Genomic DNA, 14,592 nt, shown 5'->3' with positions numbered 1-14,592 from the left:
GGCTTTTTTCTTTCAGGGCTCCTCGGCTTCCTCTCCCAGCGGCTGCCAGGTCAGGGGCCCGAAGCGGGCCACCACGGCCCGCAGGCCATCCAGTTCCAGGCCGCTGCGGCCGCTGAAGCCCAGCACCACGCTGCCTGTCGGCACCGTCCAGTCGACCGGCCGATCACCGGCCTGGCCACCCCCGCCGATCTTCTGGCCATCGCTGCTGGTGAGGAACAGCCGGTCGACGCGGGTGCCGCTGAGGGCTTCGATGCGGCGGATCACCACGCCGTCCCCCAGCTCCAGGCGGCCCCGGTCGCCGCCGCCGCCGCCGCCGTGGACCTCCGCCTCGAACGGCTCCCCCTCGCCGGCATAACGCAACCGGATCTGATCCACCCGCGAGCCGGTGCGCAGAGCCACCTCCACCAGCTGCCGCCGCTGGCGGATGGCCTCGGCCCGCCTGGGGTAGGGGAAGGGGGAGCCGCCGTTGCCCCCCATCGGCGGCTCCTCGCCCAGGGTCACGTTCAGCTCGGGGCTGCCCGCCGCCAGGGACGGCAGCGGCGTTGGCTCTATGGGAGTGGCGGGGGCAGCGACGTACGCGGCCCGGCAGGCGTCGATGGCCGCCACCCAGTCCATCTGGTGGATCAGGCCCTCCAGCCGTTCGCGGCGCTCATCCAGGCCATCGCCAGGGCCCTCGCCGCTGAACAGCTGGCGGTTGGTGGCCACGGCCCGGAAGGCGGCGCCGATGGCAGGCACGCTCTCGTAGCCCCTGGTCCGCCAGGGCGGGGTTCAGGGACAGTCCGCCGAAGACCAGCTCCGCCCCGATCTGCCGCTCCACCATCCGCGCCTGTTCCCGTGACTGGGCCTAGAAGGTGAACACCCCGTGGCACTCCCCGCCCACCTCCGCCGCCGCCACGAAACCATCCCCGTGCAGGGCCACGAAGACCTCCAGCTCGGCGGGGCCGGCCGGCACGGCCAGTCCGTCCAGCAGGTGGGTCTGGCCCACCTCCAGCGCTGCGGCCACCTGGCGGGCCCAGACCACCAGCGAGAGGCTGAAGGCGGTGGTCCTCAGGGAGTCGCGGAAGTCCTGCTTGGCCTTGAGCAGCTGCAGGGGGCCCAGGCCGATCCCCAGCGAGCTGCCGCTGTGCAGCGACTGCACAATTCCCTGGCGGCTGCGGCACAGCTGCCAGCCCGCCGGCAGCACCGTGCCGCCCACGGCGGCCTCCAGGGGCTCGCCGCTGCCGGTGACGCCGTGGCGCCCGCGGAACAGGGCCCCCCGGGCGACCTGCTGGGCCAGCTCCGAGGGGTCAGCCATGGCAGCACGGGCAGCAGACCCAAGCGTAGGCAGGGTCGATACGGTGGTCCCATGGACTCGCTCTGGCTGCCGGATCACCTGTTGCCCTGGCTGCGTTCCCCCGTCGGGGCCGTGGCCTTCGTGCCCCTCTATGCGCTGTGGGTGACCATTCTCCTGCCGGGGGTGTGGGCCTCGATGCTGGCCGGGGTGCTCTACGGACCGTTCTGGGGCAGCGTGCTGGTCTTCGCCGGGGCCTGTCTGGGGGCCCAGGCGATGTTCCTGCTGGGGCGTGGCCGCTGGCGCGGCTGGGCCCGCCGTCGCCTGGCCGGGGCGCCGCGGCTGCTGGCGGTGGAGCGGGCGGTGTGCCGCCAGGGGTTGGCCCTGGTGCTGCTCACCCGGCTCTCCCCCGCCTTCCCCTTCAGCCTGCTGAACCTGGCCTACGGCCTCAGTGAGGTGAGCCTGTGGGACTATTCGATTGGCCTGATCGGGATCCTCCCCGGCACCGTGCTCTTCTGCGCCCTGGGGGCGGCGGCCGGCGATCCCAGCCGCTTTGCGCCCCTGCTGGCCGGCCCGGCCGATGGCGCCACCTGGTCCCTGCGGCTGCTGGGGGTGGTCGCCACCCTGGCGGCGGTGCTGCCGGTGGGCCGCCAGGTGCGCCTGGCCCTGGAGGAACGCGGGGTAGCATCCGCCGTTGCGATTCAGGCCAGCGATGGTGACGGCCGAGACTCCCCCCAGCCCCACCACCGGCGCCTGCCCCAACTGCGGCGGCGGACCTCTCACCCTGGTGCGACGGGTGCGGGTGAGCAAGGCCCGGGTGGAGGCTGAACTCGCCCACTGCAGCGCCTGCGATTTCCTGTTCCTGGCCGATCCCACCTGGCTGGATGTGGCCTACGAGGAGTCCTTCTACGGCGACACCGGCTACGTCGACCGCAACCTGCACGCCTCCCGCCTGCTGCGCCTGCTGCTGGTGATCGGCCGGCTGGGTCGCTTCGGTGCCAGCGAGCCGGGCTGCGACCTGGGCACCGGCCTGGGCATGCTGCCGCGGCTGCTGCGCGACCACGGCTTCGATTTCCACGGCACCGACGCCTATGCGGCGATGGAACTGATCCGCCCCTTCTGCGAGCCCCCGGGCGATGGCCCCATCGGCTGCAAGACGGCCTTCGAGGTGATCGAGCACGTGGGCGCCACCCCCGGGTTCCTGCGTGAAGAGGTGGGCGCCACGCCCCTGTTCGTCTTCTCCACCCTGATGCGCCAGGTGGGAGAGATTCCCGCTCCCGACTGGTGGTACTACGCCTTCGGCAATGGCCAGCACATCAGCTTCCACAGCCGCCGCAGCTTCGAGGTGGCGATGGCGCAGGCGGGGATGGATCCGGCCTGGCTGGTCTGCATCGACGGGCCGGTGCACCGCCGTGCCCTGCATCTGATCGCCCCGCAGGCCCGTTGGCGGCGGGCCTTCCGGGTGGCCGGCGCTCTGGTGAACCGCGGCCTCGACGGGCTGCTGCTGCCGTGGCTCGAGCCCCTGGTGGGCTTGCGCACTCGCATCATCCCCGACCACTACGCGGCCATGGAGCGGCTCAGATCTGCCGCAGAGCGTCCGCCTTGTCCTTGAAGTCGCTCAGCAGCAACTGCAGGTAGGTCACCTTGCGCAGCTTGACGTTGGCGGTGAGCGACATGCCCACCTGCAGGGGCAGCACCTTGCCGCTCTTGAGTTTCAGCTGCTGGGAGTTGAGCCGGATGTCCACCGGAAAGCGGTAGAAGTTGTTCATCTGGTCCGGGGGCAGGGCATCGGAACCGATGCGCCGCACGGTGCCCTGCAGCACGCCGAAATCGGTGGCCGGGAACGAATCGATGCTGATGTCGGCGGCCTTGCCCACCGAGACGAAACCGATCTCCCGGCTGGGCACCTCCACCCGTGCCTCCAGCTTGTCGAACGGCACCACCTTCATCACCGGTTCGCTGGTCTGGGCCACGAAGCCGCGGGATTTCGGCTTGAGCTCGAACACCACGCCAGCCTCCGGGGATCGGATGACCTGATAGCGGATGTTGACGTTGAGCTCGGTCAGTTTGCTGCGCAGGTCGGCCAGCTCGCTCTGGATTTCGCGGATGCCCTGCTGCAGGATCGCCTGCTGGCGCAGCCGGTCCACCTGGCCCTCCTGGAGCTTGCCCTCCACCTCCTGCACCTTGTTGCGCTGGGAGAGGTACTGGAGTTCGGCGGTGGCGCCCTCCTTGTTGAGGGTCTCGAGGCGGCCGAGCACGTCCTTCTCCAGCACCAGGCTCTGGCGCAGCACCCGCTGCTCGGTGTCATTGAACTGCAGGTACCGGTCGAGCTCCACCTGCTTGAGCCGCAGTTGCTGCTGCTTGTACCGGATCGTCTGCTCCATGCTGGCCTGGCGGTCGAGGGTGGTCTCGGTGTCGAGGCGCAGCAGCACCTGGCCCTTCTTCACCCGCTCGCCCTCCTTGACCATCACCTGCTCCACCACGCCGCCCACCGGCATCTGGATGTCCTTCACCACCCCAAGGGGTTCGAGCTTGCCCGGGGCGGTGACGATCTCCTCGGTCTGGGCGAAGGCCAGCCAGCCGAGGCCGAACAGGGTGACCCCCATCAGGGTCCAGGTGATCGAACGGGCCCAGAAGCGCGACTGCTGCAGCACGACGTCGTCGCTGTCGGTGTGAATGCGGCGCTCGAGGCCGTTCTGGGCCCGGCGCAGCAGGCTGCCTGGGGTGGGGGGAACCATCAGCCCGCCTCCTGCTGGCGAAATAGCGCGAAATAGCGTCCCTTCATGGCCATCAGTTCCTCATGGCTGCCGGTCTCGACGATGGCGCCCTGGTGCATCATCACGATCAGATCGGCGCGGCGGATGGTGGAGAGCCGGTGGGTGATGAAGAACACGGTGCTCTGGCTCATCGCCTCCCGCAGGTTGTCGCACACCCGGCGTTCGGTGTCGTAGTCGAGGGCGCTGGTGGCTTCGTCCATCACCAGCAGCTGGGGCTGGCTCAGCAGGGTGCGGGCGATGGCGATGCGCTGGCGCTGGCCGCCGGAAAGGGAGGCGCCGCGCTCCCCCAGGGGGGTGCTGTAGCCGGAGGAGAGCTCCATGATGAAGTCATGGGCGTCGGCGATCCGGGCAGCCTCGACGATGGCGTCGCTGGGGGCCTCCGGGTTGGTCAGGGCGATGTTCTCACTGATGGTGCCGGAGAAGAGCAGGGGGTCCTGGGGCACGATGCCGATCTGGCGGCGCAGGGAATAGAGCTCCACCTTGTCGATGTCGTAGCCGTCCACGAGGATGCGCCCCTTCGTGGGGGAGTAGAGCCGCGGCAACAGCTTCATCAGGGTGCTCTTGCCGCTGCCGCTCTGGCCCACGATCCCGGTGAAGGTGCCGGGGGGAACGTGCAGGCTGACGTTGGTGAGAACTTCGGGTCCGGCGGGATTGAAGCGGAAGCTGAGGTTCTCGAACACCACGTCGCCTTTCACCGGCGGCAGGGGGATGTGGCCGCGGTCGGCTTCGCTCGATTCCTCGGGGGTGTCGACCACGTCGGCGAGGCGCTCGAAGGAGACCCGCAGCTCCTGGATGTTCTGCCAGATCGAGGAGAGCCGCAGCAGGGGCTGGGTGACGTAGCCGCTGATGATCCGGAAGGCGATCAGCTGGCCCAGGGTGAGCTCCCCCTTGAGCACCATGGTGGCGCCCACCCAGAGCACCAGCAGCTGGGAGAGCTTCTGGAGCACCGAGCTGGTCTCGTTGAGGAAGGTGCCGGTGATGGTCTTCTCGAAGGTGCGGGAAATGTATTTCGCGTAGAGCTCCTGCCATTTCCAGCGGCTCACCATCTCCACGTTCTGGGCCTTCACCGTCTGGATGCCGGTGAGCACCTCCACCAGGTGGCTCTGGGTGCGGGCGTTCTCCTCGGCCGCCTGGCGGTACTGGCGCCGGAACAGGGGGGCCCCCAGCAGGGTGAGGCCCACCTGGATGGGCAGCACCGCCAGGGCAATGATCGTGAGCAGCCAGCTGTAGATCGCCATCACGATGATGTAGATCACCGAGAAGGCCGCATCCAGCAGCGTCATCAGGGCCTGGCCCGTGAGGAAGTTGCGGATTTTCTCCAGCTCGGCGATGCGGGTGCCCAGCTCCCCGACGGGGCGCTTGTCGAAGTAGCCGAGGGGTAGCCGCAGCAGGTGGTCGATCACCTCGGCGCCCAGGCGCAGGTCGATGCGGTTGGTGGTGTCGGTGAACAGGAAGGTGCGCAGCGAGCCGATCACCCCCTCCATCAAGGTGACCACCACCAGGGCCATGCCCAGGATCTGCAGCGTGTCGAGGCTGCGCTGGGTGATCACCTTGTCGATGATCACCTGGATCAGCAGGGGATTGGCCAGGCTGAACAGCTGCACCACGAAGGAGGCCAGCAGCACCTGGAGCAACATGCCCCGGTAGCGCTTCAGGGCCGGCCAGAACCAGCCCGGACCGAAGGTTTGCTCCGGGGTGTCGATGCTGCGCTCCAGCAGCAGCAGCTCCAGTCCCTCCGGATACTGCTCGGCGATCTGGGCCGGGCTCAGTTGCACCCAGCCCTCCGCCGGGGAGGCTAGACGCAGGCCGGCGGCATTGCTGGCGGTGGCGATCGCGAAGCCCTCCTTCCAGGGCACCAGGCAGGGGGTGATCAGCCGGGTGGCGGACGCCGCCGGCACCTTGGCGCCGGTGACCAGCAGGCCGAGCATGGCGGCGATCTGGCCGCAGAGCTGCAGATCGGGCGGCTGGCCGCGGCGCATCTTGTCGCGCAGGATCTTGTCGACCGCGTCGCGGCGGTAGGGCAGCTCCAGCAGCTTGCCGAGCATCTGGAAGCAGGCCAGGGTCTCCTCCAGCGGACCGCTGCCCCGCACCAGGGTGAGGCCCCTGTCGCTGCGGTCCTGGCCCAGATCGAGGCTGCTGGGCTGGGCCAGCCCGCCGGCTGCGACCTCGATGGGGATGGCGGGGTCGCCAGCCTGGGTGGTGTCCGAGGGGTCTGGGGCGGCGGGGGCCAGGGCCAGCAGCCGCAGGGGCAGGGGGGGACGGGGCTGGGGCAGCGGTTCCGCCGCCGGCAGCACCGAGCCGATGGCCAGGTCGGGGACGTTGGCGCTGGCCAGGAGCAACTCCTCCCCGTCCCGCAGGATGCTGGCGCCTGCGGCGGTCGGCAGCACGCCCCGTGTCCGCAGGCGCAGGCGCTCGATCCTTTGGCGCCAGAGCGATGGATCGAAGCGGCCCGCCGCGGCCCCGTCCCGTTGCAGCAGCAGCTGATGCAGTTCCGCCGTCCAGACGTGGTGGCCACACCACTGACGCAGGCCGTCCTCGGCCAGCAGCAGTTCGAGCACGAGCGTGTCCGGAACCGCTGTCGCCAGGAGCTCGGAGGCGGCGCTGACCGGCTCGATCCCTTCCGCCCGCAACAGGGAAACCAACCCCACGATGGCGCCGGGCCCCAGCCGCTCAAGGGTGAAGGGCTGACCGTCCCTTTCCGCCAGCAGCCGGGCTTCACCCTCGTGCAGCACCAGCACGCGGTCGCCGATGCTGCCGGCATGGCTCAGGTCCTCGCCGAGGCGGAACCGGCACGGGCGGGCCTCCGCCAGCAGCCGCTCGCGCCCTTCGGCGGAGAGGCCGTCGAAGGGTGGCAGGGTGAGCCAGTCGGTGCGTCCTGGGACGGTGGAGGTCATGGCGTCTCCCCCGGCTGCAGCTGCAGGGCCACTTCCTGATCTACCCATTCCTCAAACAGCTCCCGCGCCATGCGCTTCTGCATCTCGTCGTCGAAGCTGGCGGAGCGGAGCGTTTCCAGTCGCACCACCAACCACCAGCGGTCGATGCGCAGGGGGGGATGGAGCTGGCCCGGGCGGCTGGTGCGCAGCAGTTCGGCCAGGGATGGATGGGCTTGCAGTAACGGCACCGGACCCACCACCCCCCGGGTGGAGCGTTCGGGCCCCTTGGCGTAGGTGGCCGCCAGCTCGGCGAAGTCGGCTTCCCCTTCGGAGATGCGCAGGTAGAGCTCGCGGGCCAGGGCCCCGTCCTCCACCCGCAGCAGGCTGTAGATCACCTGATCCAGCTGGCTCTTGCGGGCCAGGTAGCGCTGCTCCGCCTGGTGCAGGAAATGGTCGTGGCAGTGGTGCTCGATCCTGAAGGGCAGCTCGGCCTGCCAGAGCACATCGGCTTCCGAGAGTTCATGCCGCTGCAGGTGGCTCCTGAGCTCGTCGGCGGAGCGGATGCCGTTGCTGGATCCCCAGGCCTGCTGGGCCTTCTGACGCTCCTCCTCCGCCAGGGCCACCGTCGCCACGGCCGTGGCGATCACCGACTGGCGCAGTAGCGGCAGCAGCAACTGGTGGCGGGCCAACTGGCGCCGCAGGTCCGCAGGGATCACAGGCAGCGGCTCCACCTCCACCTCCACCAGCACCGGCGGCCGGGAGGGACGCACGGGCGGATCGAGACTGATGTCGTGGTCGAGGTCCAAAGGGTGGGCGACGGGCACGGGTGAGGCATTCACCCTGACATTCTGGGGTTACAGGGGCAATTCCAGATGTATCGGTTGCCGTTGGCCGCTTCGGCAGCTCAGGAGCGGCGCAGGATCGGCTCGGCGCGTACCACGCTGCCGAGCAACAGGAACAGTGCGGCTTGCGTCTCGCGGGCCGGCATCTCGAAATTGAGTCCCAACAGGTGTTTCTGCTGCAGCCGGCTGGTCCTAACCAGCCCGACGGGTAACTCCAGGTGGTACTGAGGCACCCGCAGCAGGCCCTGTGTCTCGCCGCTCGAGGGACGCCACCAGAGTGGATCAACGGTTCAGGCCCGATCGCTCTCCAGCAACGCCTGCAGGCCCGGCTCGTCGAGCACGGCCACCCCGAGCGTCTCCGCTTTGGCCAGCTTGCTGCCGGCCTCGGCGCCGGCCACCACGTAGCTGGTCTTCCTGCTCACCGAACCGCTCACCTTGCCTCCGGCGGCCTCGATCAGGGCCTGGGCGGCGGAGCGGCTCAGGGAGGGCAGGGTGCCGGTGAGCACGAAGGTCAGCCCCGCCAGGGGTGTGGCCGCCGGCGGCCCCCCATCGCCGCCCCCGTCCTGCTCCGGAGCTGCAGCCAGGGACAAGCCCTGCGCCCCCAGCTGCTCCAGCAACAACCGATTGGCCGGCGTGGCGAACCACTGCCGCAGGGACTGGGCGATCTCAGGGCCGATGCCGAAGACCGCCGTGAGCCGATCCGGCGCCCCGTCGGTTTCGTCGGCCTGGGCAGCGGCCTCCAGCGCGCTGGCGCTGGGGAAGGCCCGGGCCAGGGCCTTGGCGTTGACCTCGCCCACATGGTGGATGCCGAGGCCGTAGAGCTGGCGGTGCCAGGGCTGCTGCTTTGAGGTCTCCAGGGCGGCCACCAGCTTGGCGGCCGAGGTCTCCCCCATCCGCTCCAGGCTGGCCAGCAGGGCGGCATCGAGCCCGTAGAGGCCGGGGATCGACCGCACCAGGCCCCGGTCCACCAGCTGCTCGATCAGCTTCATGCCCAGGCCGTCCACGTCGAGGGCCCCCTTGCTCACCCAGTGGCGCAGGGAGCCCCGCAGGATGGCGGGGCAGCCGTTGTTGACACAGCGGGTGGCCGCCTCCCCCTCCTCCCGCACCAGCACCGAGCCGCATTCCGGGCAGGTGGGGGGAAGCTCCAGGCGCCTGGCCCCCTCCGGCCGCAGCTCCACCAGCACCCGCACCACCTCGGGGATGATCTCACCCGCCTTGCGCACCACGATCGTGTCGCCGGCGCAGAGATCCAGCTCCGCCAGGCGATCGGCGTTGTGGAGGGTGGCGCGGCTGACGCTGGTGCCGGCCAGGGGCACCGACTCGAACTCCGCCACCGGCGTGACGACCCCCGTGCGGCCCACCTGACAGGTCAGCCGCAGCAGGCGGCTGGGGGCCTCCTCGGCGGCGTACTTGAGGGCGATCGCCCAGCGGGGCGCCTTCTGGGTGAAGCCCGCCTCCTCCTGCAGGCGCAGGTCGTCGAGTTTCACCACCACCCCGTCGGTGGCGTAGGGCAGGCCGCGGCGCTCCAGCTCCCAGTGGTCGCAGAAGGTCTTCACCGCCGCCAGGTCGGGGCAGAGAGCGCAGTGGGGATTGACGCGGAACCCGGCCGCCTTCAGCCAGTCGAGGGCCTGCCACTGGCTGCGGGGCACGGCAGGGTCGCCGGGGCCGGCCCGCCAGTCCTCGCTCAGGTGCAGGGTGTAGGCGAAGAACGACAGGCCGCGGGCGGCCACCACCGTCGGATCCAGCTGGCGCAGGGTGCCGGCACAGGCGTTGCGCGGGTTGGCGAAGGGGGCCTCGCCCCGATCGGCGCGCTCGGCGTTGATGGCGGCGAAGGTGGCGTCCGGGATGAAGGCCTCACCGCGCACTTCCACCCAGGCCGGTGGTGACGCCAGCTCCAGTCGCAGGGGCACGCTGCGGATCGTGCGCACGTTGGCGGTGATCTCCTCGCCCCGCTCCCCTTCCCCCCGGGTGGCGGCCCGCACCAGCACCCCCTGCTCGTAGCTCAGGGCCAGGGCGTTGCCGTCGATCTTGAGTTCGCCCACCATCGGCAGGGCCGGCGCCGGGGAGCCCTCCTGGGGTTCCCGGTCGAGCACCTTGATCAGGCGTCCGTACCAGACATCCAGGTCCCCATGCGAAAAAGCGTTGTCGAGGCTCAGCAGGGGAACCCTGTGGGCCACGCTCGTGAAGCCGTCGGCCGGGGCTCCCCCCACCCGGCGGGTGGGGCTGTCGGGCCGGATCAGTTCCGGATCGGCCTGCTCGAGCGCCACCAGTTCCCGGTAGAGCCGGTCATAGACCGGATCCTCCATGACCGGAGCATCGAGAACGTAGTAGGCATGGGCGGCGCGGTTGAGCAGGCGCCGCAGTTCTTCTGCCCGGGCTTGGGCCACGGCTCAGGCGGCCGCCAGCCGGGTGATGCGATCCACGCGCCAGGCCTCTTCCACTTTCACGAAGGTGAAGTCGAGGGGGAGTTCCTCCTTGCCGTCGGTCTTCAGCTTGACCGTCAGGATCACCTGGCCCTCCTGCAGCCGCGGCCGGCCGGACTTGAGGTTGCGGTACTTGTTGAGCTGCAGCCCGGCCAGGAAGCGGATGAACTGCTGGCGGTTGACGTGGGAGCGGTAGTTGCGGGTGGTGAGCAGGTAGGCCCCGTCCACTTGGCCGGAGGCCACCTGGGTGAAGAACTGCTTGATCAGCGGATTGATGCCCCGGGCGCTGAGCACCAGCCGGACCGCCGAGATGGTCCAGTACAGAAGCAAGCCACCGGCTCCCGCCAGCAGGAGCTTGGTGCCGATGTCGCGGGCCAGTCCCCAGTCCATGGTGATCCCATCCGTTCGCAGCGTTGCAGAGTCTGACGGACGACCCCACCAGAATGGGCCGATGCCCCTGGAACCCCTGCTGCCCCTGTTCCACCGGCTCAATCGCGAGCACTTCGACGGCCAGCTCACCCGCGAGGACAGGCCCCTGGTGGACGTGCGCTGGAGCGACGGCCGGCTCACCCGCACCGCCGGCTTCTACCGGCGGGGGCGTCTGATCGACGGGCGTGACCTCTGCGAGATCGTTCTGTCCCGACCCCTGCTGGAACCGTTGCCCCGGCAGGCCACCCTGGGCACGCTCTGCCACGAGATGATCCACGCCTGGGTGGATCGGGTCCTGGCGGTGCGGGAGGTGCACGGCCCCCACTTCCGGGCCCGGATGGCGGCGATCAACCAGGTCGAGAACGGCTTTCAGGTGAGCCTGCGGCACCGCTATCCCCTGCCGGTGGCCGCCAGCCGCTGGATCGCCCGCTGCCCGCGCTGCGACAGCCGGACGCCCTACCAGCGCCGCCGCCAGGGCCTGGCCTGCCGCCACTGCTGCGAGCGCCTCCATGGCGGCCGCTGGGATGCGGGTTGTCTGCTGGTGTTTGAGCCCAACACCGCCTAGGTTCGCCGCAGGTGTTGGGGCCGATGGCGACGTTTCTGTGGACCCTGGAATGGGGCGGTTTCACCATTGCCCTGGTGGGAATGGGACGGGAGCACTGGCTCTCCGGTCGGCGCCGTTAAATTGGCGTGATGCCTACGACGGATCAGGGCTACGGCCGCGAACGGGATCCCTGGGACCGTGATCCCAGAGAACGGGACCCAAGGGATCGTGAGCCGCGTGATCGTGAGTCGTTCCGGCGGCCCCGGAGCGCCACCGACCCCCTGGATCAACGGGTAGACCGCTGGGTGACGGCTGGGCGCCAGTTCGTCGAAGGGGTGGCGGGCTCGCGCCCCGGCGGCCGTCCGGCGCCTCGGGGCACCGACCGCCGCCCCCCGCTGCGACCCCGCATGGACGAGCTCGGCCGCTGGGTGGAGGGGCGCCTCGACTGGCTGCTCGATGACGGAGACGACTGGCGCGAACCGTGGCAGGAGTCCGAACGCAGCACGCCTGAGCCGCCGCCCCAGCAGCAGCAGACCGCCGCTCCGGGCCGTCCACGCCGCCAGGGGCTGGAGGCGGTGTCTCGCCGCGGCCGACCGGGATCGTCCCCGTCCCAGCCACCGGCCCCAGAACCCCGCCTCAGCGCTGGCACCGCCACCAGCGACGACGATGGTGACTGGCCCGATGACGCCAGCTTCACCCTGCCCCGGTGGCAGCGTCCTGAGGGTGCCGAGCGGTCAGCTCCCCCGGAACCGACACCCCTTCCACCGCTGGAAGGCCGGCCCCTGCCGCGCTCCAGCCGTCGACGCCCCTGATCCCTCGACACCGCCATTTCGGACCGAAGTGAGTTAGGAATACCCAGTCATCGAAAGCATGTTGGCCATGAGCAGCCTGGTGGTCGTTGGGTTTCCGTCCATGGAGGAAGCGGACCAGGTCCGGCGCCAGCTGGTGGAGATCCAGAAGGAGGAACTGATTGCCCTGGAGGATGCCGTGGTGGTGGAGGCGGAGCCGGACGGCAAGGTGCGCTTGCACCAGTCGCTCAACCTCACCCAGGCGGGTGCCCTCGGCGGTGGTTTCTGGGGAACTCTGGTGGGTTTGCTGTTCCTCAATCCCCTGCTCGGGGCCGCCGTGGGGGCGGGTCTCGGGGCCGCGTCAGGCTCCCTGTCGGATCTGGGCATCAACGACGGCTTCATGCGCGAGGTGGGAGAAACCCTCCCCCCCGGCAGTGCGGCCCTCTGTCTGTTGCTGCGTGATGCCACCCCCGATCGGCTGATCGAGCGCCTGAGGATTCACGCCCCCCACGCCAAGTTGCTGCGCACCAACCTCAGCCACACCGACGAGGACCGGCTGCGTCAGCTGCTCGAGCAGGCGAGCAAGCAGGCCCAGGCCCTGCGGTTGTCCTGAGCTTCGGGTTGACCCGGAAGCTGCAGCCCCGCTGACGCAGTTCCCTGTTGACCGGCTTGACCAGGTCGCGGGGAACGTCATCGGCCATCTCCTCAGCTGAAATGCTGATTGACGGCGAGCCGTTCTGAAGGGCACTCAGCAGGTCCGCCCAGAGGCTCACCATGGTGCGCTGGGCCTGGGGCACCAGGCCCAGCCGTTCCAGGTGGGGGGCACAGCCCTGATGCAGCCAGAGGCTGGAGTGGTGATGGCCGGGCTGGGGGCGCATGGCCAGGCCGGCCGCCAGGGCTTCGGGGGTGGGCTCGCCGCTGCTGCGGCGCAGGCCGGAGGTCACCAGCAGTTTCCCGGTGTGGACGGCGGACACGCCGTAGCGGCGGCCCAGTTCGGTGAGGGTGAGCCAGTCCCCTCCCGGCGGGGTCTGGACGCTGTGGCGGGTGGACATGCCGGCAAAATCAAGTACCCGAATCCTGCCCATGGCCCCTGAAGCGTCAATTCGTCAACAGCAAACCGCCACACGGTGTTACCGAATTGATGAGGCTTTAGAAATCATTCAGGTTTCGGCCGGGCCCAGCCAGCGCTCCAGTGCTGGGGAGAACACCTCCCGGATCACCGTGAGTTCCCTCCCCTGGCGAAAGAAGCGGTAGTGGCGGCTCCAGAAGGGGCCATCGCAGCCGAAGCGCTCCGCCAGCCAGGGTTCCTGCACCTGGCCGAAGCCATCCACCTCGCGGTACAGCTCCGCCCGTCCGGCCGAGAGGCTGCGCCAGATCGGCAGCCGGCGATCCTGCAGATGGGCCTCCGCCTCGGCCTGGTTCCACCAGCTCTCCGCCCAGCCCAGGGCCTGCGTCCCGCAGGTGAGCCACACCTGTCGCCGCAGCAGGGGCTCCGCCAGATGGGCCACCTCCGCCGGGGCCCCGGTGGCCCCCCCCGGTTCGGACGCCATGGCGATCACGTCCACCTCCACCGGCAGGCCCGTGAGCAGCTGCAGGTGCCGGGTCGGGCTGCCGTCTCCGAGCAGCAACAGCTTCCAGGGTCCGGTGAGTTCCCGGCCGTGCGGGAGCTCCTGGCATTCGCCGGCGCTGGCCTGCCACAGAAAGCCGGGAGACGGCCACAGGACACCGGAGTGCATGGGCATGGCGGGCTGGGGCGCGGGTCGGTAGCCGTTCAGGTCAGTAGCCGTTGCTGATTGAGAGACGCCGCACCTCGCCACCCCGCTCGATCAGGGCGGCATCGCCATCGGCGGAGCGAAGGCGCCAGCCGCTGCCCCCGATCGCTTCGCCAGCGTTGACGCTGGTGGAGCTGCCCCCCATCTGGAAGATCGCCGAGGCAGCGCGTCCGGCCGAGCCCACGACACCGACCAGCTCCGGCACGGCGCCGCCGCCGCCAACCGGAGCGGAGCTGCGCTCGGGATAGCTACCAACGCCGCTGGCGGCTGGGGCGGCGGCGGCCAGTTTCGGGCTCACCGGCACCCGCAGGACCGGGGCCCTCGCCCCTTCCTGCTGGGGCAGCTGGGACAGCTGCTCAATCCAGGGTTCTTCCGGGGGCGGCGGCAGTTGGTCGCCAGAGGATGGCAGCAAGGGCTGGCTTCCGCTGGCCAGGGCGCCGCCGACGGCCCCGAGCGGGGCCGGATTGGCCGGCCCGAGGCTGCGCAACCGTTCGACCAGCAACAGGCTGCGCTCCTGGGTGAGGGCCTGCTGCATGCGGCTGGAGTGGGTCAGATAGAGCACCGAGCTGGCCACGCTGATCATGCAGACCCCGCCCATCGCCGTCAGCAGCAGGGTGTGGCGGTCGGGCCGGGTCGGGCCGGGGGCCGCTGATGGGGATGGAGTGGCTGGTCGGCCCCGCAGCGGGCGGGTGGGGGTGGCCACCGGCAGTGACGGGGGGGGCTCGGCCTGGGCCGCCACATCGAGATCGATGGTGGCCTCATTGTCGAAGACCCGGTTCATCATCTGCTCAGCCTTCAGCTCCCAGTACGCACGGGAGGTGGGGATGCCGCGCAGGGGGCGCCGAGGGGAGGGGCTCACGTGCAATCCTCGGCG

General features: G+C 70.1%; 14 protein-coding genes and 1 pseudogene. 5 read left to right on the top strand and 10 right to left on the bottom strand.

The features are described 5' to 3' along the window. Positions 1–12 precede the first annotated feature (12 nt). On the bottom strand, positions 13–735 hold the full coding sequence (locus KBZ12_RS04535) for a jacalin-like lectin (protein WP_254956634.1): 723 nt from the start codon (positions 733–735) through the stop codon (positions 13–15). Between the two features lie 109 nt (positions 736–844). Beyond that, the gene (locus tag KBZ12_RS04530) at positions 845–1,294 is read right to left on the bottom strand and encodes a hypothetical protein (protein WP_254956633.1); all 450 of its coding nucleotides are present in this window, start codon (positions 1,292–1,294) and stop codon (positions 845–847) included. 51 nt (positions 1,295–1,345) lie between these two features. On the opposite strand from KBZ12_RS04530, the pseudogene KBZ12_RS04525 reads away from it, so the two are divergent. Beyond that, positions 1,346–1,945: pseudogene (locus KBZ12_RS04525) on the top strand (TVP38/TMEM64 family protein); the annotation flags it as partial. 37 nt (positions 1,946–1,982) lie between these two features. Continuing rightward, the gene (locus tag KBZ12_RS04520) at positions 1,983–2,882 is read left to right on the top strand and encodes a class I SAM-dependent methyltransferase (protein ID WP_254956632.1); all 900 of its coding nucleotides are present in this window, start codon (positions 1,983–1,985) and stop codon (positions 2,880–2,882) included. On the opposite strand, the gene KBZ12_RS04515 is transcribed toward KBZ12_RS04520, so the two are convergent. The 5 genes from KBZ12_RS04515 to KBZ12_RS04495 all read right to left on the bottom strand — a co-directional run bounded on the left by KBZ12_RS04515 (position 2,848) and on the right by KBZ12_RS04495 (position 10,575). After that, on the bottom strand, positions 2,848–4,008 hold the full coding sequence (locus KBZ12_RS04515) for an HlyD family secretion protein (protein WP_254956631.1): 1,161 nt from the start codon (positions 4,006–4,008) through the stop codon (positions 2,848–2,850). The two genes, KBZ12_RS04520 and KBZ12_RS04515, sit on opposite strands and share 35 nt — an antisense overlap. Further along, positions 4,008–6,941 (bottom strand): ABC transporter transmembrane domain-containing protein, encoded by a 2,934-nt coding sequence (locus KBZ12_RS04510; RefSeq protein WP_254956630.1) that lies wholly within the window; start codon positions 6,939–6,941, stop codon positions 4,008–4,010. The genes KBZ12_RS04515 and KBZ12_RS04510 overlap by 1 nt, the downstream gene beginning before the upstream one ends. Next, positions 6,938–7,759 carry a peptidylprolyl isomerase gene (locus KBZ12_RS04505; protein WP_254956629.1) on the bottom strand — a complete coding sequence of 274 codons (822 nt, stop codon included), beginning with the start codon at positions 7,757–7,759 and terminating at the stop codon, positions 6,938–6,940. The genes KBZ12_RS04510 and KBZ12_RS04505 overlap by 4 nt, the downstream gene beginning before the upstream one ends. A gap of 293 nt (positions 7,760–8,052) precedes the next feature. Further along, positions 8,053–10,149, bottom strand: coding sequence for an NAD-dependent DNA ligase LigA (gene ligA, locus KBZ12_RS04500; protein WP_254956627.1), 2,097 nt, complete (start codon positions 10,147–10,149; stop codon positions 8,053–8,055). Between the two features lie 3 nt (positions 10,150–10,152). Next, a complete protein-coding gene (locus KBZ12_RS04495) occupies positions 10,153–10,575 on the bottom strand; it encodes a hypothetical protein (protein ID WP_216906571.1) in 423 nt (140 codons plus the stop codon). A gap of 61 nt (positions 10,576–10,636) precedes the next feature. On the opposite strand from KBZ12_RS04495, the gene KBZ12_RS04490 reads away from it, so the two are divergent. From KBZ12_RS04490 to KBZ12_RS04480, 3 genes are all read left to right on the top strand, one after another. Continuing rightward, positions 10,637–11,179 carry a SprT family zinc-dependent metalloprotease gene (locus KBZ12_RS04490; RefSeq protein ID WP_254956625.1) on the top strand — a complete coding sequence of 181 codons (543 nt, stop codon included), beginning with the start codon at positions 10,637–10,639 and terminating at the stop codon, positions 11,177–11,179. Positions 11,180–11,307: 128 nt separating this feature from the next. Continuing rightward, positions 11,308–11,970: a hypothetical protein gene (locus KBZ12_RS04485; RefSeq protein WP_254956624.1), complete on the top strand. Its 663-nt coding sequence runs from the start codon at positions 11,308–11,310 to the stop codon at positions 11,968–11,970. Positions 11,971–12,037: 67 nt separating this feature from the next. Then, positions 12,038–12,559, top strand: a complete 522-nt coding sequence (locus tag KBZ12_RS04480) for a DUF1269 domain-containing protein (RefSeq protein WP_254956623.1) — start codon at positions 12,038–12,040, stop codon at positions 12,557–12,559. Here the strand turns inward: KBZ12_RS04480 and KBZ12_RS04475 are convergent. The 3 genes from KBZ12_RS04475 to KBZ12_RS04465 all read right to left on the bottom strand — a co-directional run bounded on the left by KBZ12_RS04475 (position 12,480) and on the right by KBZ12_RS04465 (position 14,577). Further along, positions 12,480–13,031 carry a hypothetical protein gene (locus tag KBZ12_RS04475; RefSeq protein WP_254956622.1) on the bottom strand — a complete coding sequence of 184 codons (552 nt, stop codon included), beginning with the start codon at positions 13,029–13,031 and terminating at the stop codon, positions 12,480–12,482. The two genes, KBZ12_RS04480 and KBZ12_RS04475, sit on opposite strands and share 80 nt — an antisense overlap. 75 nt (positions 13,032–13,106) lie before the next feature. Then, the gene (locus tag KBZ12_RS04470; RefSeq protein ID WP_254956621.1) at positions 13,107–13,688 is read right to left on the bottom strand and encodes a chorismate lyase; all 582 of its coding nucleotides are present in this window, start codon (positions 13,686–13,688) and stop codon (positions 13,107–13,109) included. Positions 13,689–13,722: 34 nt separating this feature from the next. After that, positions 13,723–14,577 carry a hypothetical protein gene (locus tag KBZ12_RS04465; RefSeq protein WP_254956620.1) on the bottom strand — a complete coding sequence of 285 codons (855 nt, stop codon included), beginning with the start codon at positions 14,575–14,577 and terminating at the stop codon, positions 13,723–13,725. Positions 14,578–14,592: the final 15 nt, after the last annotated feature.

The sequence above is a fragment of the Cyanobium sp. Cruz CV13-4-11 genome, from assembly GCF_024346055.1.
GTDB lineage: Bacteria > Cyanobacteriota > Cyanobacteriia > PCC-6307 > Cyanobiaceae > Cyanobium.
This window is presented reverse-complemented; position numbering and strand designations above follow the sequence as displayed.